The following is a 23,245-nucleotide window of genomic DNA, read 5'->3' on the forward strand; positions in this document are numbered from 1 at the left end:
GGAAGCGGCGGGGTCGCGCCGGGCGGCGGAACGGCGCCGGGGTGGCGCCGGGGCGGCGCCCGCCTCAGCGGCGCCGGCGGGCGACCTTGCGGGACTTGCGGGCCTTCGCGGCGGCCTTGCCCTTCGCGCGGCGCGGCCCGCCCCGGCGGGCGGGGCGCGGGTCGGGACGGCGCGCGCGGCCGGCGATCTCGACGGGCTCGAGGATCAGCCCGCCCGTGAGGGGCGCGGCCTCTACCAGCTTGACGGTCACGCGGTCGCCCAAGCCCACGGCGGTGCCGCTCTCGGAGCCGGTGAGGGTCTGCTCGTCCTCGTCGAAGCGCCAGTACTCGCCCCCCCCGAGCGCGCGGACGGGGATCAGGCCGTCCGCGCCGGTCTCGTCGAGCTTCACGAAGAGGCCGAAGCGCTGCACGCCCGACACCCGCCCCTCGAAGGTCGATCCCACGCGGTCGGCGAGGAAGGCGGCGAGGTAGCGGTCGTTGGTGTCCCGCTCGGCCAGCATGGAGCGACGCTCGGTCCCGGAGATGTGCTCGGCGGCGGCGTCGAGCCCTTCCTCCTCCTCCGGGGTCAGCCCGTCCGCCTTCGGATCGGGGCCCCAGCCGTGGGCGCGGATCAGGGCGCGGTGGACGAGAAGGTCGGCATAGCGCCGGATGGGCGAGGTGAAATGCGCGTAGCGGCGCAGCGCGAGGCCGAAATGACCGAAGTTGCGGGGGCTGTAATAGGCCTGCTGCATGGAGCGCAGGGTGGCGAGGGACACGAGCTCGCCGACCTCGGCCTCCTCGGCCTGGGCGAGGAGGCGGTTGAGGTGGCGGGTCCGCAGCACCTGCCCCTTGGCGAGCGAGAGGCCCGACGCCTCGGCCACCTCGCGCAGGGCGTCGAGCTTCTCGGGGGAGGGCTCCTCGTGGACGCGGTAGACGAGGGGGGTCCGCTTGGCCTCGAGCGTCTCGGCGGCGCAGACGTTGGCAAGGACCATGAACTCCTCGATCAGGCGGTGGGCGTCGAGGCGCTCCTTCTCGGCGACCGACGTGACCTCGCCCTCGTCCGAGAGGACGATCCGCCGCTCGGGAAGGTCCAGATCCAGCGGCTCGCGGCGGCGGCGGGCGGCCTGGAGCGCGCGGAAGGCGGCGTAGAGCGGGTCTATCGCCTCCGCCATCAGAGGGGCGATGCGGCCGGAGACGTCGCCGTCCATCGCTGCCTGCACCTCCTCGTAGGGCAGCGAGGCGGCCGAGCGCATGAGGGCGCGGGCGAAGCGGTGGTCCAGCTTCTCGCCGTCCGGGGCGAGGCGGATGCGCACGGCGATCACCGGGCGGTCCACCCCTTCGTGGAGCGAGCAGAGATCGCCCGACAGCACGTCGGGCAGCATCGGCACGACCCGGTCGGGGAAGTAGGTCGAGTTGCCGCGGCGGCGGGCCTCGGCGTCGAGGGCGGTGCCGGGCGTGACGTAGTGGGCGACGTCCGCGATGGCGACCCAGAGGACGTGGCCCCCCTCGTTGCCGGGCTCGTCGTCGGGCGTGGCCCAGACGGCGTCGTCGTGGTCGCGCGCGTCCGCGGGGTCGATGGTCAGGAGGGGCAGGTCGCGCAGGTCCTCGCGCTCGCCGAGCTGGACGGGGCGGGCGGCGTCGGCCTCGGCGACCGCCTCGTCGGGGAAGCTGTCGGGGATGCCGTGCTGGTGGATCGCGATGAGCGAGACGGCCCTGGGCGCCGACGGATCGCCCAGCCGGTCCGTGACGCGGGCCTGGGGCAGGCCCATGCGCCTGGGGCCGGACTGCTCGGCCTCGACCAGCTCGCCGTCGCGGGCGCCGGCGGCGTCGCCGTCCCTCACCCGCCATTCCTTCTCCGAGCCCTTGTCGATCGGCACGATGCGCCCGCCCTCGGCGCCCTTGCGGAACACGCCGAGGACGCGGCGCGGGTTGGTGCCGATGCGGCGGATGATGCGGGCGTCGTAGTCCGTGTCCGCCCCTTCGAGGCGCTGGAGCCGGGCGAGGACCCGCTCGCCGTCGCCGGGCGCCTCGCCCTCCCTGGGATGGATCAGGATCGTGGGGGCGTCCGCCTCGCCGCGCCATTCCATCGGCTCGCCCATCAGGTCGCCGTCGGGCGTGGCGCGGACGGTCAGCACGGTGACGGGGGGCAGCGTGCCGGGCTCGCGATAGGTCTTCTTGCGGCGCGAGAGGTGGCCCTCGTCCTCGAGCTCGCGCAGGAGACGCTTGAGGTCCGTGCGCAGCGCGCCCTTCACGCCGAAGGCGCGGGCGATGTCGCGCTTGCCGCTCTCGGCGGGGTGGGCGGCGATCCAGTCGAGGATCTCGGTCTTGGAGGGAAGGGCCATGGCGGGCGAGCTAGCACGGGCGGGCGGTGGCGGCCACAAGGGGCCCCCGCCCGGGGGCCGTCCAGGCGGGGGCGCCCTCCCCGCCGGCGGGGAGGGGCCGGAGATCGGCGGCGGTGTCGACGTCCCGGAGAGTGCGGACGAGGACGGCGCCCGGAAGCGTCGCCCGCGTGTCGGCGAGCGCGTGAGGGCTGGACCAGCGGACGCCCTCGAAGAGGCGGGCGGGCGGGGCGGCGGCGCGGCGCAGGCCGACGCACCAGTAGCCCCCGTCCGGCGCGGGGCCGAGGACGGCCGGGGCGCGGCCGAGGGCGGCGAAGGCCTCCGCCACGGCGAGGCGGTCGATGCCGGGGATGTCGGCGCCGCAGATCAGGGCCGGACCCGGCGGGAGGGAGCGCAGGAGGCGGCCCATGCGGTCGCCGAGATCGCCCCCGCCCTGCGGCACCCGCGGCACGCCCGCGGGCCAGACGCGGGAGGCGAGGCCCTCGGCGTCGGGCGCGACCGCGAGGAGGAGGTCCCAGCGCGGATCGCGCAGGCGCCGGATCAGCGCCGCGGTCTGGCGGCGGAACCACCACGCCGCCGGCACCATCCCGACGTCGCGCCCCAGGCGCGTCTTCACCCGGCCGGGCCGCGGCTCCTTCACCATGAGGACGAGGCGGCGGCGGAACGGCCCGTCCATCCGGACCCGCCGCCGGGCGGCGGGGATCACGCGAAGAAGGCGCGCAGGATGCGCTCGTAGATCGCGGAGAGGCGGCGGACGTCCTCCACGGGCACGCGCTCGTCCACCTCGTGCATGCCCCGGCCGACCAGGCCGAACTCGACCACGGGGCAGTGGTCCTTCACGAAGCGCGCGTCCGAGGTGCCGCCGGAGGTGGAGAGCTCCGGGCGGCGGCCTGTCTCCGCCTCCACCGCATCCGCGACCAGATCCGAGAGGGGGCCGGGGGGCGTCAGGAAAGCCTCGCCCGAGATCGAGGCGGAGAGGTCGATGGCGATGCCGGTCTCCTCCGCGACGGCGGCGGCCTCCTTGCGGAGCCATTCGGTCAGGGAGGCGCCGGTGTGGCGGTCGTTGAAGCGAAGGTTCACCATCGCGCGGCAGGCGCCGGGAACGACGTTGGTGGCCGGGTTGCCGGTGTCGAAGCCCGTCACCTCGAGGTTGGAGGGGTCGAAATGCTCGGTCCCCTCGTCGAGGCGATGGGTCGATAGGCGGTCGACCAGCTTCGCGAGGGCCGGAACGGGGTTGCGGTTGCGGTGGGGATAGGCGGAGTGGCCCTGCACGCCCGTCGCCGTGAACAGGGCGTTCATGCTGCCCCGGCGGCCGATCTTCATCGCCTGGCCGAAGGAGTCGGGGCTGGTCGGCTCGCCCACGAGGCAGACGGTCATCGCCTCGCCCCGCGCGGCCATCCCATCGAGGAGGGCGCGGGTGCCGTCCACGGCCTCGCCTTCCTCGTCGCCGGTGATCGCGAGGAGGATCGCGCCGCCCTCTGGCAGGTCCTTCGCGACCCGCATCGCGGCCGCGGCGAAGGCGGCGACGCCCGACTTCATGTCGACGGAGCCGCGGCCCCAGATCAGGCCGTCCGCCTCGGCGCCGGAGAAGGGGGGATGGGTCCATTCCCCTTCCGGGCCGGTGGGCACGACGTCCGTGTGGCCGTTGAAGCCGAAGGTGCGGGGGGCGCCCTTCGCGCCCGCCCGCGCCAGGAGGTTCGAGACCCCGCCCCGGTCGATCCGCTCGCAGTGGAAGCCGGCGGCCGCCAGCTCCTCGGCCAGAAGGCGGAGGGCGCCGCCCTCCTCCGGGGTGACGGAGGGGCAGCGGACGAGGCGGGCGGTGAGGTCGGCGGGATCGGTCATGCGGCCTTGTCGCCGCCCGGCCCATGGCGCGCAACCGCCGCCGGCCGCCGCCTGGGGGGCTGATGCGGGCCGCGCGCGGGGGCGGCCTAGGCCGTCTCGACGGCTGCGACGATCACGGCGTTCTCCGCCAGCGCCCGGTCCATCAGCGCGCGCTCCTCCTCGCCGATCTCCTCTCCGGCGGCCTCGCGCTCGGCCAGGGTGCCGTGGCCGGCGACGTCGAGGGGCGCCATCCCGGCCTGACGCAGGACCTGGACGGTCTCACGAACGGCCTCGGCCTCGTCGACGCCGGAGGCGTAGCAGAGGATGCCGGCGCCCTTCGCCCCCTCGGGCAGCCCGTCGCCGGCGGCGCGGCCGACCTCGACGAGGAGGGTGAAGACCTGTTGCGGGCGCTTCTCGGGCATGGGCGGTCCTTTCGCGTCCCGCCCCGTGCCCGGCGCGGCAGGCGGGCGCAAGCCTCAGCCGCCGGCGGCCACCTGCACGGCGAGGGCGGTGGCGTAGATCACGACGAGGCCGGTGCTCTCCCATCCGATGCGGGCGAAGCCCTGGCGCTGGCGCAGCACCAGCCCCGCGAGGAGGATCGACGTCATCAGGAGGCCCGTGCCGAGCCAGTAGAGGTCCGTGCGCGCCGCCGCATGGTAGAGCGAGCCGTCGCGGTAGGCGACGTCCGAGGCCACGAGGAACAGGGTGTCGAACGTGTTGCCCCCGATGATCCCGCCCACGGCGAGCTGCAGCGCGCCGCGCCGGATCGCCGTCAGCGTCGTCACGAGCTCGGGCAGCGAGGTGATCACCGCCGTCAGGAGGCTGCCGACGAGGCCCGTGGAGAGGCCGAACCGCACCGCCGTGGACGTGCCCAGCTGCGAGATCACCCAGCCGGCCGCCGCCATGACCACGACGAGCGCGGCGAAGAGGCCGAAGATCACCGGCAGGGGGCGCCGGTCCTCGGTCGGGTCGTCCGCCTCGTAGCGGGTGAGCGGCGTGCGGACGATGACCCACATCGGGTTCTCGCGCACGGCGGACGCGGCCTTCAGCCCCGCGAGGTAGGCCAGGAACATCACCACGCTGACCGGGTGGATGCCGAGATAGGAGATCTCGGGGCCCGCGATCGCGCAGAGCGGCAGCGACAGCAGGATGATGAGGAGCACCGCCTGGAACAGCGTCGCCGGCTCGGCCGCGGCGTGCTCGAGGTTGGCGCGCCGGTAGACCGCGTCGCCGATGGCGAGGAACAGGGTCTGCGCCGCGATCCCGCCCACCGCGTTGGAGATGGCGAACGAGGCGTCGCCCTGGGCGGCCACCGTGACCGAGACCACCACCCCCGAGAGCGAGGTCGCCCCCCCGAGGACGACCGCCCCGACCATCGCCTCGCCGAGGCCGGTCCGGTCGGCGATGGCGTCCGCGAGGGAGGTCGCCTTGATCGAGACGAGGGTGACGACCAGCGCCGTCACGGCGAAGGTGGCGACGAGGCCCCAGGAGGGCAGGCCGAGGAGGATGTCCTGCATCGGCCCCTACATGCGGCGGAACGCCGCGGGGGCAAGTGAGCTTGAACCCTCGCCCCGCCGGGGCCATCTGCGCATCGTCCCGGCCCCGGGCCCCTCTGGCGAGCGCGCCGGCCGCTCGCGATGTCGGTGCCGCCCGCCCCTTCGCCGGTCCCGGAGACGTCCCCCATGGTCTATCTGACGGTCGCGCTCGGCCTCGTGCTCCTCCTCGGTGGGGGCGAGGCGCTCGTCAGGGGGGCGGTCGCGCTCGCCGCGCGGCTGGGGGTCTCGCCGCTCATGATCGGGCTGACGGTGGTGGGCTTCGGCACCTCCACGCCCGAGCTGGTCACCTCGCTCCAGGCCGCGTTCGCGGGCGCGCCGGGCGTGGCGGTGGGCAACGTCGTGGGATCGAACGTGGCGAACGTCCTCCTGATCCTCGGGGTGGCTGCGGTGATCGCCCCCCTCGCGGCGGCCGCGCCGCGCCGCGACCTCTGGGCGCTGGCGCTGTCGGCGGGGGCGGCGGCGGCCGTGATCCGGGCGGACGCGCTGGGCCGGCCTGTGGGGCTGGCGCTGCTGGCGGGCCTCGCGCTGTGGCTGCTGCTGGCCTGGCGCCAGGAGAGGGGCGCCGCGCCCGGGGGCGCGTCCGGGGACGCGCCTGCGGCCATGGGCGCCGTCCCCGCCCTGGCCCTGACGGCGGGCGGCATCGCGGTGACGATGCTCGGGGCGCGCTTCCTCGTCGCCGGGGCGACCGAGCTGGCGACGGGCTGGGGCATCTCCGAGGCCGCGATCGGGCTGACGGTGGTGGCGGTCGGCACGTCCCTGCCCGAGCTGGTGGCCTCCGTCGCCGCGGCCCGCCGGGGGCAGGGCGCGCTGGCGCTGGGCAACGTCGTCGGCTCGAACGTCTACAACGTGCTCGGCATCCTCGGGGCCACGGCGCTGGTCAGGCCGATCCCCGCGCCCGCCGGGATCGGACCCGACCTTCTCGTGATGCTGGGGGCGACGGCCCTGCTCGTCCTCTTCGCGCTGCGGCCGGTGGGCCGGGGCGCGGGCGCCGCGCTGCTGCTGGCCTATGCCGGCTACGTCGCCTGGCTGATGCTGCGGGGCGCCGCGGCCTGAGGGACCCGTCGGCGGAGGGGCGCCCATGGCCGCGCCGCGGCGCGGGCCGCGGCCGAACCACCTCGCCGGCGGGGCGTTGGGGCCGGCACGCATCGTGAAGGAGCACCCCATGGATCGTAGGACCATCCTCCTAGGCAGCGGCCTCGTCGCCGTCTCGCCCCTCGCCTTCGGCGCGGCCCTCGCGCAGGGCGTCGCGCCGGAGAAGCTGCCGATGCTCCAGGTCGGCACCCTCTCCAAGCAGATGAGCCAGCTCGCGCTCGAGCGGGTGACCGATCCCTCGCTCACCACGTTCGCGCAGCTGGAGATCGCGGAGATCGACGCGATCATGCAGGCCTTCGGCGCCAGCGAGCCCGCGCCCCTCACCGAGGGGCAGGCGGCCCGGCTGGAGGCGTTCCGCACGGCGCCCGACCCCGACAGGCTGTTCGTCGAGGAGGAGATCGCGGCCCACGAGGCGGCCCTTCCCATCGCGCGGAACTACGCGGGCACGGGCGAGGACCCGACCGCGCGCGGCGGCGCCATCGTCGCGGTGGCCTCGATCGAGACCCATCTCGCCATGCTCAGAGGATTCGAGGCGACGATCTGACGGCGCGAGGCCCGCGCCCGCGCCGGGGGCCCTCAGTCCCTCAGGAGCTCGTTGATCGAGGTCTTGGCGCGGGTGCGGGCGTCGACCTTCTTCACGATCACCGCGCAGTAGAGGTTCACGTCGTTCCTCGACGGCATGGACCCCGCCACGACCACCGATCCGGCGGGCACCTCGCCATAGGTCACCTCGCCCGTCTCGCGATCGACGATCTTGGTGCTCTGCCCGATGAAGACGCCCATGCCGAGGACCGAGCCCTCGCGCACGATGCAGCCCTCGACCACCTCGGAGCGGGCGCCGATGAAGCAGTTGTCCTCGATGATCGTGGGGCCGGCCTGCATGGGCTCGAGCACCCCGCCGATGCCGACGCCGCCCGACAGGTGCACGTTGCGGCCGATCTGCGCGCACGAGCCCACGGTCGCCCAGGTATCGACCATCGTGCCCTCGCCCACATGGGCGCCGAGGTTCACGAAGGAGGGCATCAGGACGACGCCGGGCGCGACATAGGCCGACCTGCGGACCACAGCGTTGGGCACGGCGCGGAAGCCGGCGTCGCGCCAGCGGTTCTCGCCCCAGTCCTTCCATTTGGAATCGACCTTGTCCCACCAGCCCCCGCCCTGAGGGCTGCCGGGCTGCATCTCCATGTCGCGCAGGCGGAAGGAGAGGAGGACCGCCTTCTTCGCCCACTGGTTCACGTGCCAGTCGCCGCCCGCGCGTTTCTCGGCCACCCTGAGGGCGCCGGAGTCGAGCGCGTCCAGCGTCGCCTCGACCGCGTCGCGCACCGCGCCGCCCGTTGTGGGGGTGATCGAGGCGCGATCCTCCCATGCGGCCTCGATGGCGGTCTCGAGCTGGTCGTTGGACATGGGCGGCCTCGCATGGTGGAACGGCCCGGACCCCTTAGGGAAGCGAGACATGAAAGACGAGAGCCGAGACCAGCCGCGGCACCCGCTGCGCCGCGCGCGCGAGGACATGAGGAAGGCCAGGGGCGTGCCCGACACGCCCCAGACCCGCGCGCCCGCCTACCGCCTGGCCTTCGCGGACGAGGACTTCCTCTGCCGCGAGGAGCTGCGCGGCGTGCGCCTGCAGCTGGAGATGACCAAGCCGAAGATGGTGATGGACGCCGAAGGGATCGAATCGACCGTCGTCCTCTTCGGGGGCGCGCGGGTACCGCCGCCCGAGCGCGCCCACGAGGCCCGGACCGAGACCCTGCGCGGCCTCGCCCGCTTCTACGAGGAGGCGCGCCGCTTCGCGGGGATGCTGGCCGGGAAGGGACGCCCGGGCGAGTTCGTGCCCGTCACGGGGGGCGGGCCCGGCGTGATGGAGGCCGGCAACCGCGGCGCCATGGAGGCGGGGGGCCGGTCCGTGGGCTTGGGCATCGTGCTGCCGCACGAGCAGGCCCCGAACGAGTTCGTGACACCAGAGCTCTGCTTCAACTTCCACTACTTCGCCACGCGCAAGATGCAGTTCCTGATCCGCGCGCGGGCCGTCGCGGTCTTTCCCGGCGGCTTCGGCACGCTCGACGAGCTCTTCGAGACGCTGACCCTCATCCAGACCGGACGGATGGAGCGGGTGCCCGTCCTCCTCTTCGGGCGCGGGTTCTGGGAGCGGGTCGTGAACTTCGAGGCGCTGGCCGACGCGGGCACCATCTCGCCCGACGACCTGCGCCTCTTCGCCTACGTGGAGACCGCCGAGGAGGCGATGGCCACGATCGACGCCTGGGAGCCCGCCCCCCCGAGGGAGGAGATCCCCGGACGGCCGCCGCCGCTGAGGGAGGAGGAGTGAGCCCCCGCCACCACCCCTGCGTCCGGCACGCGGGGATGCGCCTCGCGGCGGGGCTGGCCGTCGCGACCTCTCTCGCGCCGGCCGCCGCCCCGGGCCAGGCGGCGCTGACGCTGTCGGTGCCGCTCGGCGAGGGCGACGAGGTCATCGCGGCGCGCTACGACTGCGAGGGCGAGACGACCCATGTGCGCTACGTCAACGCCGGCGGCGATGCCTTCGCGCTCGTCGAGGTCGGGGGCCGCGAGCGCCTCTTCGTGAACGTCGTCTCCGCCTCGGGCGCGCGCTACGTGTCCGGGCGCTGGGAATGGTGGAGCGCGCGCGGTGATGCACGGCTGACGGACCTGACCGACGGGGGCGGCGGAACCGAATGCGCCGGCCTGCCGCCGGGCTGAGCGCGCCCGAGGGACCCCTCGCCGCGCTGCGGCGTTATGGCCCCGAAGGGGCCGATCACGGCGCCCGCAAGAAGGAGAGCGCCATGGGCGTCGGCTGGTTCACATTCCTCATCGTCGGCCTCCTGGCCGGCTGGATCGCGGAGAAGGTCATGAAGCGGGACCACGGCCTGCTGACGAACCTGATCGTCGGGGTCGTGGGCGCCTATCTCGGTGCGTTCCTCGTCGGCTTCTTCGTCGACGGCGACGCCGCGACGGGCTTCTTCTCCGCGCTCGTGGTGTCGGTGATCGGGGCCTGCGCGCTCCTCGCGCTCCTCTCGCTGATCCGGGGCCGGCCCGTCCGCTGACGGGTCCGCCGGCCGGACCGCGTCCCCTTCAGGCCGCCCTGGCGGGGCGGGCCGGTCGGCGCCAGCCGGGATGGGCGGTGCCGAACCGCTCGGCCAGGGCGACGTGGGAATGGCCGAGATCGGCGGTGCCGCAGAGGTCGTTCCCGTCCGACGCCCGGACGAGGACCGTACGGGTGCCTTCGGTGCGGACGGCGTAGCCGCGCCGCGCGAGGCGGACGGCCAGGTCGGTCCAACCCTCCGCCCGGTCCAGATCGCCCGTCAGGAGGTCCATCATGCCCAAGGCGAAGGAGGCCGCGCCGGCTTCCAGCGCGTCGATCGCGGCCGGCCCCGAGAGGATCGCCTCCGGGCGGCGCGAGCGGAACAGGGGCGGGGCGGGCGGCGCGCGTCCCTCCGTCTTGGCGGCGGGGATGGGCGGTGGCGGCACAAGGGCGCGGGGCGCGAGGGGGAGGCGGCTATCCATGTGCCGACCCTGCACCGGCATCGGTTAACGCGCGATTAAGGCAACCTGGGAAAGTTCCGCGGATCAGAGCCCCGCCTCGGCCGCGACCTCTGCGCGCGACTTGCGCGCGCGTTCCGTCGCGGACTTCAGCTGCCCACAGGCCGCGAGGATGTCCTCGCCCCGCGGCGTGCGAATGGGCGAGGCGTAGCCGGCCTGCATGAGGATCGTCGCGAAGGCCCGGATGCGGTTGTTCGACGACCGCTCGTAGGGCGCGCCGGGCCAGGGGTTGAACGGGATCAGGTTCACCTTGGCCGGGATGCCGTCCAGCAGCCCCACCAAGCGGCGCGCGTCCTCGTCCGAATCGTTCACGTCCTTCAGCATCACGTACTCGAAGGTGATCCGCTCGGAGTTGGACGCCTTGGGATACTCGCGCAGGGCGGCGAGGAGCGCGTCGATGTTCCAGCGCCGGTTGATCGGCACGAGGAAGTCGCGCACCGCGTCCGTCGTGGCGTGGAACGAGACGGCGAGCTGGCAGCCGATCTCGGTTGCGGTGCGCGCGATCTCGGGCACGACGCCGGAGGTGGAGAGGGTGATCCGCCGGCGCCCCAGCGCGATCCCCTCGCCGTCCATAACGACCTGCATCGCGTCTCGTACGTTCTCGAAGTTGTAGAGCGGCTCGCCCATGCCCATCAGGACGATGTTGGACAGGAGCCGCGGCCGCGCGTCCGAGCCGACCCCGACCTCGCCCCACTCGCCCAGGTCGTCGCGCGCCAGCATGACTTGGCCGACGATCTCGCCCGCCGTGAGGTTCCGCACCAGCTTCTGCGTGCCCGTGTGGCAGAACGAGCAGGTCAGCGTGCAGCCGACCTGGCTGCTGACGCAGAGCGTGCCGCGCCCCTCCTCGGGGATGTAGACCGTCTCGACCTCGTGGCCCCCGGCGAGGCGGACGAGGTACTTGCGCGTGCCGTCAGCGGAGACTTGGCGCGAGACGACCTCCGGCAGGGCGATCTCGAACCGTTCGGCCAGCATCGCGCGGTAGGGCTTGGCGAGGTTGGTCATGAGGGCGAAGTCGCGCACGCCGCGCTGATAGACCCATTGCCAGATCTGTCCCGTCCGCATCCGGGCCTGCTTCTCGGGGGTGCCGGCATCGGCCAAAGCGTCCCGCAGCTGCGCCCGCGTCAGGCCGACGAGGTTCGCCCGCCCGCCTTCGGGCAGCTTGCGCGGAACGGTCAGGGCGTCGGGCGTGATGGGCGCGGGCATGGGTTCGGCTCCTCGGGATGGGCGCCAGATAGGGGCACGGGGCCCGAGATGACAGGGGGCGGCCCCGGCGAGGCCGCCCCCCCCCCGCAGGACGTCCGGCAGGGTCAGCCGCCGCAGCGGGACCCGGCCTCCTCCAGCGCGGCGGTGAAGCCGAGGAGGGAGAAGGTGTCCTCGGTCCGCGTGCCCCGGCCCGATTCCCCCACGAGGACAGCCTCGGCGCCGCGCCGCATGGAGGCGATGATCTCGGCGTCCTCCTCGGCGTCGGCGGGCCACGCCCACTCGCCCTCGGTGAAGAGCTCGTAGCTGTCGCCGCCGATGTTCATCGAGACGGTCGAGCCGTCGGCGAACGGGTAGCCGCCGGTGAACGAGACCTCGCCCTCGACGTCCGAGCCGGGGCGGTAGGCGATGAACAAGAGCGCGTCGCCGCGGCGCACGGTGACCGGCTGGCCGTCGCGGGTGTTCGCCTGCTCCTTCGGGGCGGAGACGCCCCAGCATTCGGTCGGATCGCTCTCGACGAAGACGGACCAGTCCGTCTGCGCGGCGACCCGGTTGGTGGATTCCTGTGCCGCGGCGGCCCCCCCCAGGGCCAGCGTGGCGGCGAGTGCGGCGCGCGCGAGAGTGCCCGTCATGCGTCCCAAAGCCTCCGGTCGGTTCGATGTCCCCGGCCCGCTTCGCCCGGCTGGCGGGGGCGGTCCGACCCCGATATGGCGCGATACGACGACCCGGGCCGAGTTTGAACCCCGGCAGGGGCGCTTTTTCGTCATGGGCGAGGGGATGCCGACGATGCTTTACGACCACGGAGCGGTGCCGATCTGCCGTGCGGAACGGGGCGGGCGGGTCGAATCCGTCCATCTGGGCCATGCGGTCGTGGTGGGGCCCGACGGGGTGCGGGAGGCCTGGGGCGACCCGTCCGCGGCGATCTTCCCGCGATCCTCGTGCAAGATGTTCCAGGCGCTGCCGATGCTCGAGGCCGGGCTCGACCCGGGGCCCGAGCGGCTCGCCCTCGCCTGCGCCTCGCACGACGGCGCCGCGATCCACACCGGGCGGGTCGGCGCCTGGATGCGAGACCTCGGCCTGTCGGACGACGACTTCCGCTGCGGCGCGCACGAGCCGAAGGACCGCGCGGCGCGCGACGCCCTGATCCGCTCGGGCGAGGGGCCGCGGCAGGTGCACAACAACTGCTCGGGCAAGCATGCGGGCTTCCTCGCCATGACGAAGCACCTCGGCGCGGGGCCGGACTACGTCGATCCCGGCCACCCCCTCCAGCGCGCCGTGCGCGCCGCCTTCGAGGAGGTGACGGGCGAGGAGAGCCCCGGCTACGGCATCGACGGATGCTCGGCGCCCAACTTCGTCTGCACGCTGGAGGGGCTCGCCCGGGGCGCCATGCGCTTCGCCACCGCCCGGGAGGGGGACGCGCGCGGCCGGGCCATGATCGCCGCGAGGGAGGCGATGATGCGCCACCCCGACCTCGTCGCGGGCGAGGGGCGGGCCTGCACCGTCCTCATGCGCGCGACCTCCGAGCCCGTCGCGCTGAAGACGGGGGCGGAGGGCGTGTTCCTCGCCATCCTGCCGGGGCGCGGCCTCGGCGTCGCGGTGAAGGCGGCGGACGGGGCGACGCGGGCGGCCGAATCGGCCGTGGCGGAGATCCTTGTCCGGCTCGGCGCGCTCGACCCCGCGCATCCGGGCGCGCGGGCGTTCCGCGATCCGGTGCAGCGGAACTGGCGCGGCATCGAGACCGGGCGGATCGCGCCCGCGCTCTAGCCCCGCAGGAGCAGCGAGAGCGCGAGCGCCAGCGAGGTCCCCACCACCAGGGGGCGGATCAGCCGCGCGCCCACCCGCATCGCGAGATGCGAGCCTGCGAGCGCGCCCCCCACCTGCGCCGCCGCCATGAGAAGGCCCACCTTCCACCAGAGCGCGCCCGACAGCGCGAACACGGCTAGCCCCCCGGCGTTGGAGGCGAAGTTCAGCAGCTTGGTATGGGCCGTGGCCCGCAGCATCCCCATCCCGGCGAGGGTCACGAAGGCGATCATGTAGAACGCCCCCGCCCCCGGCCCGAGCAGCCCGTCATAGGCCGCCACGAGCGGCACCGGCAGCACGGCGAAGAGCGCGGGCGAGAGGCGCCGCGCCCGGTCCGCGTCCCCGACGCCGCGGCGCAGCGCGAAGAAGAGGGCGACGCCGATCAGCACGAAGGGCAGGACGACGCGCAAGGCGTCCACCGGCACCACCAGCACCAAGAGCGCCCCCGCGACGGACGCGCCGAACGCGATCCCCGCCAGCGGGGCCTGCGCGCGAAGGTCGACCTGCCCGCCCCGGGCATAGGACAGGGCCGCGGCCCCCGCCCCCCAGATGGCCTGCACCTTGTTGGTGCCGATGGCCACCGCGGGCGGCGCCCCCGCCAGGAGCAGCGCCGGCAGCGTCACCAGCCCCCCGCCCCCGGCGATGGCGTCGACGAACCCCGCGAGCCCCGCCGCGAGGACGAGGAGGAGGGCGATCTCGGGGGCGATCTCGAGCATGGCCCTCCCCTGCCCGTGCGCCGCGGCGAGCGAAAGCCAAGCGTGACCCGCACGCCTCCGCGCCCGCCCGCGGACGGCCGGCCTCGCGCCGCTCAGGCGGCGAACTCCTCCCGCCGGTAGCCCTGGAGGTAGAGCAGCGCCGAGAGGTCGCCGTGGTCCACCCGGGCGTCCGCCCGCTCGGCCACCACGGGCTTGGCGTGGAGCGCGACGCCGAGGCCCGCGCGTCCGATCATGCCGAGGTCGTTCGCCCCGTCGCCCACCGCCAGCGCCGCCTCCGGCCCGATCCCGAGGGCGGCGCATTCCTCCTCCAGGGCGGCGACCTTGGCCTCGCGCCCCAGATAGGGCCGCCGCGCCCGCCCCAGCAGCCTGCCCCCCGCGACCTCGAGGACGTTGGCCCGGTGCGCGTCGAAGCCCAGGCGGCCCGCGACCCATCCCGTGAACGCCGTGAACCCGCCCGAGACGAGGACGCAGCGCGCGCCCTGCGCCCGCATCGTCGCCACCAGCGCCGCGCCGCCCGGCGTCAGGGTCAGGCGCTCGGCGATCACGCGGTCCACCGCCCCCTCCTCCAGCCCTTCGAGAAGGGCCAGCCTGGCCTCCAGCGCGGCCTCGAAGTCCAGCTCGCCCCGCATGGCGGCGGCGGTGACGGCCGCCACCTCGCCGCCCGCGCCGGCGAGGTCGGCGAGCTCGTCGATGCACTCCTGCCCGATCATGGTGCTGTCCATGTCCGCCAGCAGCAGCCGCTTGCGCCGCCCCTTCGCGGGCAGGAGGTTCACGTCCACGCCCAGCATCCGCATCTCGCCCGCCACGTGTGCGAACTGGGGCGGCCGGGCCGGAATCGCGAACTCGGCCGCCTCGCCGCCCGACAGCCAGGCGGCGTCCCCGCCCCCGAAGGCGTCCCGCACCGCCTCCACGTGCGAGCGGTCCAGCGCGCCCGGCGCGGCGACGAGGGAGACGGCGAACATGGGCGCGGGGTGTCGCGCGGCGCGGCCCGGTCCGCAAGTCGCGCTTGCGCGGGGGGCCCGCCTCCCTTACCGCCGGCGGCGGGACACCCCTCCCCAACGAGGGGCGCACATCTGCGAGGATGAGATGACAGACCTTTCCAAGCCGGGCGCGCGCCCGGCCGATCCCCGTTTCTCCAGCGGGCCGTGCAAGAAGCCGCCCCATTGGACCCCCGACAAGCTCTCGGACGCCCCTCTGGGCCGCTCGCACCGGTCCGCGGCGGGCAAGGCGCGCCTCGCGGTCGCCATCGACGGCACGCGCGAGGTGCTCGGCGTGCCCGGGGATTACCGCATCGGCATCGTGCCGGCCTCGGACACGGGCGCCTACGAGATGGCGATGTGGACGCTGCTCGGCGCCCGCCCCGTCACCGCCCTCGCCTGGGAGAGCTTCGGCAAGGGCTGGGTCACGGACGCCGTCAAGCAGCTGAAGCTGGACCCGGTGGTGGCGGAGGCGGAGTACGGCGCCCTGCCCGACCTCGGGGCGGTGGACTGGGACACGGACGTCCTCTTCACCTGGAACGGCACGACCTCGGGGGTGAAGGTCCCCTCGGGCGACGCGATCCCGGCGGACCGCGCCGGCCTGACCCTCTGCGACGCGACCTCCGCCGCGTTCGCGCAGGACCTGCCCTGGGACAAGCTCGACGTGGTCACCTTCTCCTGGCAGAAGGTCCTGGGCGGCGAGGCGGCGCACGGCGTGCTGATCCTGTCGCCCCGCGCGGTGGAGCGGCTGGAGGGCCACACCCCGCCCTGGCCGCTGCCGAAGATCTTCCGCCTGACCAAGGGCGGCACCCTGATCGAGGGCATCTTCGAGGGCGCGACGATCAACACCCCCTCCATGCTCTGCGTCGAGGACTACCTCGTCGCCCTCGACTGGGCCCGGTCGGTCGGCGGGCTGCCGGCGCTGAAGGCGCGGGCGGACGCGAACGCGCGCGCCGTCTGGGACTTCGTGGACGCCTCGGATTTCCTGGCGAATCTGGCGGTGGACCCGGCGACCCGGTCGAACACCAGCGTCTGCCTGCGGTTCACCGATCCGGCCGTCGCCGAGGACGCGGCCTTCGCCAAGGCCGTCGCGAAGCGACTGGAGGCGGAAGGCGTGGCCCTCGACGTGGCGAGCTACCGCGACGCCCCGCCGGGACTGCGGATCTGGTGCGGCGCCACGGTCGACACCGCCGACGTCGCCGCGCTGATGCCCTGGATCGAATGGGCCTATCGCGCCGAGCGCGCGGCCCTCGCCGGCGCCGCCTAAACCCATCGGCGGGCCGAGGCCCGCCCTACCCTATATCGCAGGTCGGGCTTCGGCCCGACGACCCGAGGTGAACGAAATGCCCAAGGTGCTCGTCTCCGACAAGCTCTCCGAGACCGCCGTCCAGATCTTCCGCGATAGGGGGATCGATGTCACGTTCGACCCCTCCATCGGCAAGGACAAGGACAAGCTGCTGTCCGTCATCGACGAATACGACGGCCTCGCCATCCGCTCGGCCACGAAGGTGACCGGGAAGGTCCTGGACGCCGCCCGGAACCTGAAGGTCGTCGGCCGCGCGGGGATCGGGGTGGACAACGTCGACATCCCCGCCGCCTCGAAGAAGGGGGTGATCGTGATGAACACGCCCTTCGGCAACTCGATCACCACGGCCGAGCACGCGATCGCCATGATGTTCGCGGTCGCCCGCCAGATCCCCGAGGCCTCGGCCTCGACCCATGCCGGCAAGTGGGAGAAGTCGCGCTTCATGGGCGTCGAGCTGACCGGCAAGACCCTCGGCGTGATCGGCGCGGGCAACATCGGCGGCATCGTCTGCCAGAAGGCCGTGGGCCTCGGCATGAAGGTCGTCGCCTTCGACCCCTTCCTCTCGGAGGAGCGGGCGGGCGAGCTGCGCGTCCGCAAGGTCGAGCTGGACGAGCTTCTGGCCGAGGCGGACGTCGTCACCCTCCACGTCCCGCTGACCGACCAGACCCGCAACGTCCTCTCGCGCGAGGCGATCGCCAGGCTGAAGCCCGGCGCGCGGGTCGTGAATTGCGCGCGCGGCGGCCTCGTCGACGAGGAGGCGCTGGCCGAGGCGCTGAAGGACGGCCGCGTCGCCGGCGCCGCCTTCGACGTCTTCGCCGAGGAGCCGGCGACCGCCTCGCCCCTCTTCGGGCTGCCGAACGTCGTCGTCACCCCGCACCTGGGCGCAGCCACCACCGAGGCGCAGGAGAACGTCGCCCTCCAGGTGGCCGAGCAGATGTCCGACTACCTCCTCACGGGGGCGGTCGCGAACGCGCTCAACATGCCGTCGGTCACCGCCGAGGAGGCCAAGGTCATGGGGCCCTGGCTCGACCTCGCGGGGCATCTCGGGACCTTCGCCGGCCAGATGACCGGGGAGGCGATCGAGGAGATCAACGTCCTCTACGACGGCGAGGTGGCGGGGATGAACACCGCGGCCCTGAACTCCGCCGCGCTGGCCGGCGTGATGCGCGCGGCGAATCCCGACGTGAACATGGTCTCGGCCCCCGTGATCGCGCGCGAGCGGGGGATCGACGTCTCCACCACCACCCAGGCGCAGACCGGCGCCTTCGAGAGCTACGTCAAGCTGACGGTGAGGACGGCCGGGCGGACCCGTTCGGTCGCGGGCACGGTGTTCAGCGACGGCAAGCCCCGCTTCATCCAGATCAAGGGCATCAACGTCGACGCCGAGATCGGCGAGCACATGCTCTACACCACCAATGTCGACGTGCCGGGGATCATCGGCGCGCTGGGGTCCATCCTCGGCGGAAACGGGGTGAACATCGCGAACTTCACCCTCGGGCGCACGGACAGGGGCGAGCAGGCCATCGCGCTGCTCTCGGTCGACGAGGCGGTGGACCCGGCCGTGCAGGAGAAGCTGCGCGAGACGGGGATGTTCGGGCAGGTGAAGGCCCTGAGGTTCGGCATGTGACCGGGCAGGTCCATGCGATAGGCGACGTCCACGGGCATCTGGGGAAGCTCGACCGCGCGCTCACGCTGGTCGAGGCCGACGGGGGCGCGGGCGGGCGCACCGTCCTCGTCGGCGACCTCGTGGACCGCGGCCCCGACGGGCGCGCGGTGATCGAGCGGCTGATGCGGGGCCAGGCGGAGGGGCGGGACTGGACGGTCCTCCTCGGCAATCACGACCGGTTCCTCCTGCGGGCCCTGCGCCATGGCAGCCTCCACGAGGAGGACCACCCGGAGGTGCCGCGATGGCGCGCGCTCGTCGGCGCGGACGGGACGGTGGGGGCGCTTCGGGCCGCCGGCCCGTCCTGGCTGTCGCCGAGCATGGGCGGGGCCGCGACGCTCGCCTCCTATGGCGTGGACGTCGCGGACGAACGGAAGGTTGCCGGGATCCTCGCCGACGCCCGGCGGCTGGTGCCGGAGAGCCATCTCGACCGGCTCGAGGGCCTGCCGCTGCTCCACGAGGCAGGCGACCTCCTCTTCGTCCATGCGGGGATCCGCCCGGGCGTTCCCCTCTCCGAGCAGGACGAGGAGGACCTCGTCTGGATCCGCCACCCCTTCCTCGACCACGACGCGCCGATGGGCCGCCTCGTCGTCCACGGCCACACGCCGGAGCGCTTCCCCGTCCACTACGGCAACCGCGTGGCCATCGACGCCGGCGCCGCCTTCGGCCGTCCGCTCGTTCCCGTCGCCTTCGAGGGCACGGACGCCTTCACCATGGACGAGGGGGGGCGCACGCCCCTCCGTCCGCCCGAAGGCGCCCCGAACTGGCGCTGACGCGCCATCCCTCCTCGTCGGCGGCGGCGATCGCCCCCTGGCGGTCCGGAGGGCGAAGCGCCCCCCTCGTCCGCGAGGGGTCCGACGCCCCGTCCGGGCGATCCCCGGCTCAGGTCTCGCGGGCCAGCGCCAGCGCCTCCTCCAGCGCCTCGCGCTCGCCGACGTGGTTGGCGAGGATCAGGACGAGGCGCGCGTCGAGCGCGCGGCTCTCCTCCCCCGTCAGCCCCTCGTGCGCCCTGAGGAGCGCGGCGTAGAACCCGTCGGGATCGGCGATGTTGGGCTCGCGGATCAGCGGCACAGCAGCGCGTCCCGCTCCGCCTCGGCCTCCGCGGCGGAGGGGGCCCGGTCCCAGCGCGCGGCGACGACCCCGTCGGGCCGCACGAGGATCACCGCGCGGGCCGCGGCGCCGAGATAGCGCTCCGCCAGCGGACCCTCCGCTGGGGCCGTCACCCGCGCCATGCCCTCCGCCCGTGGCGGCCGCGCCCCGATCCCGAGCAGGGTCCAGCCCCGCAGCCGCTCGGAGAGCCAGCCGTCCGGCAGCGGCGCGTCCGGCGCGACCCGCCCCGGCGCGGAGACCTCCGGCAGCGCCGCCTCCGCCCCCTTGGCGGGATAGGCGCAAGGCGCGGACAGGCGACCCGAGTTCACCATGGGCCGCGCGAAGGGCGCCCGCGCCGCGAGCCGCAGCACCTGGTCGCGATAGACCCGCTCGGCGCCCTCGCGCGGGGTCATGAAGCGCGTCGCGCGGGAGGAGTTGGCGATGTTCTCGTCCGCCGCGTGCTGCCGCTCGGCATCCCAGTGGTCCAGCGCCTCGTTCCCCGCCTCGCCCGCCACGACGGCCGCCAGCCGCCAGCCCAGGGCGTCCACGTCCTGCAGCCCGCCGTTCCCGCCGCGTGCGCCGAAGGGCGAGACGACGTGCGCGCTATCCCCCACGAAGAGGACGCGCCCGTGCCGGAACCGCGCGAGGCGGCGGCAGTGGAAGGTGTAGACGCTCGTCCATTCGAGGCGGAAGTCACGGTGTCCGACCACCTTCTCGATGCGGGGGATCACGATCTCGGGCGTCCGCTCGGCGTCGGGGTCCGCGTCCCAGCCGAGCTGCAGGTCGATCCGGTAGATGCCGCCCGGCTGCTTGTGCATCAGGGCCGACTGGCCGGGGTGGAAGGTCGGCTCGAACCAGAAGTGCCGCTCGTCGGGCATGTCGTGGTCCATGGCGATGTCGGCGATGAGGAACCGCTCCTCGAATAGTTCGCCGTCGAAGTCGAGGCCCATCGCCCGCCGGATGGGCGAGCGGGCGCCGTCGCAGGCCAGTAGCCATCCGGCCGAAAGCTCGTAGGGGCCGAAATCGGTCTCGACCGCGAGGGTCGCGCCGCTGGCGTCCTGCCGGACAGCCGCCACGCGGTTGCGGAAGCGCAGGTCGACGAGGGGCTCGGCCTCGGCGCGCTCCACGAGCATCCGCTCGACCTCGTGCTGGGGGAGGTTCACGAAGGCGGGCATCTTGTGGCCGTCCTCGGGGAGGAGGTCGAACTCGAACACCTTGGAATCGCCGTGGAACGTGCGCCCGACCTTCCAGGTGACGCCCATCCGGGCCATCCCTTCCCCGAGGCCGACCCGGTCCATGATCTCGAGCGAGCGCTTGGACCAGCAGATCGCGCGCGAGCCCTCGCATACGCGGTCGTTGTCGTCGAGCAGGACCGAGGGGCAGCCGAACCGGGCCAGCTCCAGCGCAGCGAGGAGGCCGACCGGCCCCGCGCCGACGATGGCGACGGGGTGGCGCGGCTCGGGCGCGTCGAGGCCGGGCGGGCGGCGGGCCGGGAAGGGCTGGCCGTCAGCCAACCCCCTGATCCCCCGTCCTTCTCATCCCTGGAGCGCCCCCCACATCTGGGCGTCCCGCTCGGCCGTCCAGATGCGGGGATGGTGGATGCCGCGGGCCTCGTCGAAGGCGCGGGCAACGTTGAAGGGCAGGCAGTGTTCGTAGATGGCGAAGTCCCCGAACTTCGGGTCGCATTCGGCGCGGCAGGCTTCCATCGCGTCGCGAAGGGTGCCGCCGGCATGGGCGACGCGGGCCACGGGCCGATAGGTGGATGCGATGAAGTCCGATGTAGAATCAATGGCTTGCCCTACGGCCCGCGACCCCGTGAGGGCGCCGCCGCGCCCCGGGGCGATCGCGTCCGGGGCGAGGGCGCGGATCGCCTCGAGGGTGCGAGGCCAATCGGCGAAATAGCCGTCGCCGCAATAGCAGGCGGAGCGGTCCTCGACGATGTCCCCGGTGAAGGCAACGTTCTGATCGGGAACGTGAATCACGATGTCCCCGGCGGTGTGCGCCCGGCCGAGCTGGAGGAGCTCGACGCGGCGCCCGCCGAGGAAGACCGACATCCGGCCCGTGAACGTGGCGGTCGGCCAAGTGAGGCCGGGGATTTCCTCGAAGCCCTTGAAAAGGCGTGGGAAACGCTCGAACTCGGACTTCCAGTCCTCTTCCCCGCGCTCCGCGACCATGCCGCGGGCCGCGTCGGACATCAGGATTTCCCTCGCGCCATAAGCACTTGCCCCGAGGACGCGCACCGCGTGGTAGTGCGTGAGGGCGAGATGGGTGATCGGCTTGTCGGTCACGGAGCGGACGCATTCGATCACCTTGCGCGCGAGGCGGGGGGTCGCCTGCGCCTCGACGACCATTACGGAATCGTCACCGACGATCACGCCCGAGTTGGGGTCGCCCTCGGCGGTGAAGGCGTAGAGCCCCTCGCCGATTTCGGTAAAGGAAACAGCCTTCTCGGCGGTGTCGCCAGCCGATGCGAACGCTTTGGCCAATGAAGGACCCCTCTCAACCCGTGCCCTCGCATGATGGGAAGGACGCAACGCGCGTCAAGCGAACCAGGCGTTAACCCGGGCGCGGCATGGTGGACCCATGGATTCGCGCAAGCACGCCACCTCGGGGCCCTCGCCGCCCTAGCACGTTGCCAACGAAGGATTCCTCGGCGGCGAGGGCTCCGGATCGGACGGTTTCGAACGACCGCGGCGCGGGCGGACGGGCGAGGTGCGCCCGGCCGCCGGGGCGCGGACCCCGCAACGCCCCGATTCGCCCCGAACCGTGGCCGCGAGATGTGGCCCCGGTCCGTGGCCCGGCCGCCGGGCCCAGGGCACGGTCCGAGCCCTGGCCGGAACCGGGGCCCGGCCGGCGGCCGCGGACCGTGGCCGGGGACCCGGCCGCTCGGGGCCCGGAACCCCGCCGATCGGGGCCCGGGCGGGTTCCGGCCCGGCGCCGCCCCTCCCGCCGCCGAGGCGGGCCGCCAGCCCCCGGCGGCCGCCCCCGCCCGTCCGCGCACCCGCCCGTCCGCCCGCGAGGCGGCCGCGGGGGGAAGGCCGACGGCGAGGGAACCGGCCGGGGCCGTGCGCGGCGGGTCGAGGGCGACGCCGGCGGACGGGCGCGGTGGCGGCCGGGCGCGGGGACGCGGTCCCGCCGGTGCCGTCCGCTGCCGACCGGAGAGGGGGTGGGGAAGCGGGCGGCAGGCGGCGACGCCGAGGGGGACCTCAGCGAGGTCGGGCCGGTCGGCGGAACGAGGATGCCGGAACGAGGATGCCGGAACGGGGGCGCCGGGGCGGAGGGGCCGGGGTGCGGGCGGTGGATCGACGGCGGGCGATGCGCCGAAGGGGCGAGCGGCGGCGGCAGGCGACCCGAAGGCGGCGATGGCGGCGGCCGCGCGGGAGCGGCATCGCGGGAGCGGCGGCCGCGTGCGGACGGAGGGCCGGCCGCGCGCGCGGGCGGCGCGGCGGATGCCCCGGGGCGGGCGGCGGAGCGGGGCCGCGACGGCGCCGGAGGGGCAGGCGGAAGGGCGTGGTGGAGCGGCGGGCGGTGGGCGTGGAGGGGGCGATGGACGGCTGGGGGCAAGGTCGGGCCGGGCGCGGAGGCGGCGCGGCGGATGCCATCGGGCGAGCGGCGGGAATCGCGACTGAGCAGCGGGGGGCGCGGCGGCGTGAGAGGGCAGAGCGGGTGGATGGCTGCGGAGCGAAGGCGGGCCGCGTCCGGGACGGGAGCGGCCGGACGGGGGCGGCCGGACGGGGGCGGCGCGGGCGGGCGGCGTCAGGGGCGCAGGAGCGCGGCGAGGGCGTCGAGAAGCTCGCCCTCCTCGAAGGGCTTGGAGAGGCGCGGCGCCTCGCTCAGCGCGCCGGGCAGCGCGACCGCGGAGGCCGTGTAGCCCGTCATGAAGAGGATGGGGCAGCCGCGCGCGTCCAGAAGGCGCGCCAGCTCGACGCTGGTCTCGTCGCGGCCGAGGTTCACGTCGAGCAGCGCGGCCGACGGCGTCGCCGCGTCGAGATAGGCCCCGGCCCGGCCTGCGGAGGTGGCGACGTGGACGTCGTCGTAGCCGCCCTCGCGCAGCGTCGCCTCGATGTCCATGGCGATCAGCGTCTCGTCCTCGACCACGAGGATCGTGCCCGTCCTGGTGTCCGTCCTGTCCGTCTTTCCCGCCACCGATCGCGCC

Annotated in this window: 24 protein-coding genes; 9 read left to right on the plus strand and 15 right to left on the minus strand. The window is 74.3% G+C overall.

Annotation, left to right across the window (positions count from 1 at the left end):
* Window positions 1–64: 64 nt before the first annotated feature.
* The 5 genes from rnr to BCF33_RS08440 all read right to left on the minus strand — a co-directional run bounded on the left by rnr (window position 65) and on the right by BCF33_RS08440 (window position 5,655).
* Window positions 65–2,320: a ribonuclease R gene (rnr, locus tag BCF33_RS08420; protein WP_106160514.1), complete on the minus strand. Its 2,256-nt coding sequence runs from the start codon at window positions 2,318–2,320 to the stop codon at window positions 65–67.
* A gap of 10 nt (window positions 2,321–2,330) precedes the next feature.
* Window positions 2,331–2,993: a TIGR04282 family arsenosugar biosynthesis glycosyltransferase gene (locus BCF33_RS08425; protein WP_245883781.1), complete on the minus strand. Its 663-nt coding sequence runs from the start codon at window positions 2,991–2,993 to the stop codon at window positions 2,331–2,333.
* Window positions 2,994–3,019: 26 nt separating this feature from the next.
* On the minus strand, window positions 3,020–4,159 hold the full coding sequence (dapE, locus tag BCF33_RS08430; protein ID WP_106160515.1) for a succinyl-diaminopimelate desuccinylase: 1,140 nt from the start codon (window positions 4,157–4,159) through the stop codon (window positions 3,020–3,022).
* Window positions 4,160–4,245: 86 nt separating this feature from the next.
* Complete coding sequence (locus BCF33_RS08435; RefSeq protein WP_211292370.1) at window positions 4,246–4,560, minus strand: hypothetical protein; 315 nt, start codon at window positions 4,558–4,560, stop codon at window positions 4,246–4,248.
* A gap of 54 nt (window positions 4,561–4,614) precedes the next feature.
* On the minus strand, window positions 4,615–5,655 hold the full coding sequence (locus BCF33_RS08440; RefSeq protein WP_106160516.1) for a sodium:calcium antiporter: 1,041 nt from the start codon (window positions 5,653–5,655) through the stop codon (window positions 4,615–4,617).
* Between the two features lie 165 nt (window positions 5,656–5,820).
* On the opposite strand from BCF33_RS08440, the gene BCF33_RS08445 reads away from it, so the two are divergent.
* Together BCF33_RS08445 and BCF33_RS08450 are read left to right on the plus strand one after the other, a co-directional pair.
* Window positions 5,821–6,747 carry a calcium/sodium antiporter gene (locus tag BCF33_RS08445; RefSeq protein WP_106160517.1) on the plus strand — a complete coding sequence of 309 codons (927 nt, stop codon included), beginning with the start codon at window positions 5,821–5,823 and terminating at the stop codon, window positions 6,745–6,747.
* Window positions 6,748–6,856: 109 nt separating this feature from the next.
* On the plus strand, window positions 6,857–7,330 hold the full coding sequence (locus BCF33_RS08450) for a DUF4142 domain-containing protein (RefSeq protein ID WP_158259388.1): 474 nt from the start codon (window positions 6,857–6,859) through the stop codon (window positions 7,328–7,330).
* A gap of 32 nt (window positions 7,331–7,362) precedes the next feature.
* Here BCF33_RS08450 and dapD read toward each other — a convergent pair whose 3' ends face one another.
* Window positions 7,363–8,190 carry a 2,3,4,5-tetrahydropyridine-2,6-dicarboxylate N-succinyltransferase gene (gene dapD / locus BCF33_RS08455; RefSeq protein ID WP_106160519.1) on the minus strand — a complete coding sequence of 276 codons (828 nt, stop codon included), beginning with the start codon at window positions 8,188–8,190 and terminating at the stop codon, window positions 7,363–7,365.
* Window positions 8,191–8,239: 49 nt separating this feature from the next.
* Between dapD and BCF33_RS08460 the strand changes: the two genes are divergently transcribed.
* The 3 genes from BCF33_RS08460 to BCF33_RS08470 are packed head-to-tail and all read left to right on the plus strand — an operon-like array spanning window position 8,240 to window position 9,842.
* Window positions 8,240–9,109, plus strand: a complete 870-nt coding sequence (locus BCF33_RS08460) for an LOG family protein (protein ID WP_106160520.1) — start codon at window positions 8,240–8,242, stop codon at window positions 9,107–9,109.
* Window positions 9,106–9,498: an MliC family protein gene (locus BCF33_RS08465; protein ID WP_211292371.1), complete on the plus strand. Its 393-nt coding sequence runs from the start codon at window positions 9,106–9,108 to the stop codon at window positions 9,496–9,498. Before BCF33_RS08460 ends, BCF33_RS08465 begins: the two co-directional genes overlap by 4 nt.
* A complete protein-coding gene (locus BCF33_RS08470) occupies window positions 9,474–9,842 on the plus strand; it encodes a GlsB/YeaQ/YmgE family stress response membrane protein (RefSeq protein WP_245883782.1) in 369 nt (122 codons plus the stop codon). Before BCF33_RS08465 ends, BCF33_RS08470 begins: the two co-directional genes overlap by 25 nt.
* Before the next feature lie 28 nt (window positions 9,843–9,870).
* Here BCF33_RS08470 and BCF33_RS08475 read toward each other — a convergent pair whose 3' ends face one another.
* The 3 genes from BCF33_RS08475 to BCF33_RS08485 form a co-directional block, all read right to left on the minus strand.
* Window positions 9,871–10,302: a hypothetical protein gene (locus tag BCF33_RS08475; RefSeq protein ID WP_106160521.1), complete on the minus strand. Its 432-nt coding sequence runs from the start codon at window positions 10,300–10,302 to the stop codon at window positions 9,871–9,873.
* A gap of 63 nt (window positions 10,303–10,365) precedes the next feature.
* Complete coding sequence (gene rlmN / locus BCF33_RS08480) at window positions 10,366–11,541, minus strand: dual-specificity RNA methyltransferase RlmN (protein WP_106160522.1); 1,176 nt, start codon at window positions 11,539–11,541, stop codon at window positions 10,366–10,368.
* Between the two features lie 104 nt (window positions 11,542–11,645).
* The gene (locus tag BCF33_RS08485) at window positions 11,646–12,170 is read right to left on the minus strand and encodes an invasion associated locus B family protein (RefSeq protein ID WP_106160523.1); all 525 of its coding nucleotides are present in this window, start codon (window positions 12,168–12,170) and stop codon (window positions 11,646–11,648) included.
* A gap of 145 nt (window positions 12,171–12,315) precedes the next feature.
* On the opposite strand from BCF33_RS08485, the gene BCF33_RS08490 reads away from it, so the two are divergent.
* Window positions 12,316–13,302, plus strand: coding sequence for an asparaginase (locus BCF33_RS08490; protein WP_425432764.1), 987 nt, complete (start codon window positions 12,316–12,318; stop codon window positions 13,300–13,302).
* On the opposite strand, the gene BCF33_RS08495 is transcribed toward BCF33_RS08490, so the two are convergent.
* Both BCF33_RS08495 and serB read right to left on the minus strand, forming a co-directional pair.
* Window positions 13,299–14,054: a TSUP family transporter gene (locus tag BCF33_RS08495; protein WP_106160524.1), complete on the minus strand. Its 756-nt coding sequence runs from the start codon at window positions 14,052–14,054 to the stop codon at window positions 13,299–13,301. The two genes, BCF33_RS08490 and BCF33_RS08495, sit on opposite strands and share 4 nt — an antisense overlap.
* Before the next feature lie 92 nt (window positions 14,055–14,146).
* Window positions 14,147–15,016 (minus strand): phosphoserine phosphatase SerB, encoded by an 870-nt coding sequence (gene serB, locus BCF33_RS08500; RefSeq protein WP_106160525.1) that lies wholly within the window; start codon window positions 15,014–15,016, stop codon window positions 14,147–14,149.
* Window positions 15,017–15,140: 124 nt separating this feature from the next.
* Here serB and BCF33_RS08505 point away from each other — a divergent pair, with 124 nt between their 5' ends.
* From BCF33_RS08505 to BCF33_RS08515, 3 genes are all read left to right on the plus strand, one after another.
* A complete protein-coding gene (locus BCF33_RS08505) occupies window positions 15,141–16,298 on the plus strand; it encodes a phosphoserine transaminase (protein ID WP_106160526.1) in 1,158 nt (385 codons plus the stop codon).
* A gap of 76 nt (window positions 16,299–16,374) precedes the next feature.
* Window positions 16,375–17,964, plus strand: a complete 1,590-nt coding sequence (serA, locus tag BCF33_RS08510; protein WP_106160527.1) for a phosphoglycerate dehydrogenase — start codon at window positions 16,375–16,377, stop codon at window positions 17,962–17,964.
* Window positions 17,961–18,773, plus strand: coding sequence for a metallophosphoesterase (locus BCF33_RS08515; RefSeq protein WP_106160528.1), 813 nt, complete (start codon window positions 17,961–17,963; stop codon window positions 18,771–18,773). The genes serA and BCF33_RS08515 overlap by 4 nt, the downstream gene beginning before the upstream one ends.
* Before the next feature lie 109 nt (window positions 18,774–18,882).
* Here the strand turns inward: BCF33_RS08515 and BCF33_RS08520 are convergent, their stop codons facing one another.
* The 4 genes from BCF33_RS08520 to BCF33_RS08535 form a co-directional block, all read right to left on the minus strand.
* Window positions 18,883–19,071 (minus strand): DUF2783 domain-containing protein, encoded by a 189-nt coding sequence (locus BCF33_RS08520; RefSeq protein WP_106160529.1) that lies wholly within the window; start codon window positions 19,069–19,071, stop codon window positions 18,883–18,885.
* Complete coding sequence (locus BCF33_RS08525) at window positions 19,062–20,603, minus strand: FAD-dependent monooxygenase (protein WP_211292372.1); 1,542 nt, start codon at window positions 20,601–20,603, stop codon at window positions 19,062–19,064. The genes BCF33_RS08520 and BCF33_RS08525 overlap by 10 nt, the downstream gene beginning before the upstream one ends.
* A gap of 21 nt (window positions 20,604–20,624) precedes the next feature.
* A complete protein-coding gene (locus BCF33_RS08530) occupies window positions 20,625–21,575 on the minus strand; it encodes an MBL fold metallo-hydrolase (protein ID WP_106160531.1) in 951 nt (316 codons plus the stop codon).
* Between the two features lie 1,270 nt (window positions 21,576–22,845).
* Window positions 22,846–23,235 (minus strand): response regulator, encoded by a 390-nt coding sequence (locus tag BCF33_RS08535; RefSeq protein ID WP_106160532.1) that lies wholly within the window; start codon window positions 23,233–23,235, stop codon window positions 22,846–22,848.
* Window positions 23,236–23,245 lie beyond the last annotated feature (10 nt).

The organism is Hasllibacter halocynthiae (assembly GCF_003003095.1).
Classification (GTDB): Bacteria; Pseudomonadota; Alphaproteobacteria; order Rhodobacterales; family Rhodobacteraceae; genus Hasllibacter; species Hasllibacter halocynthiae.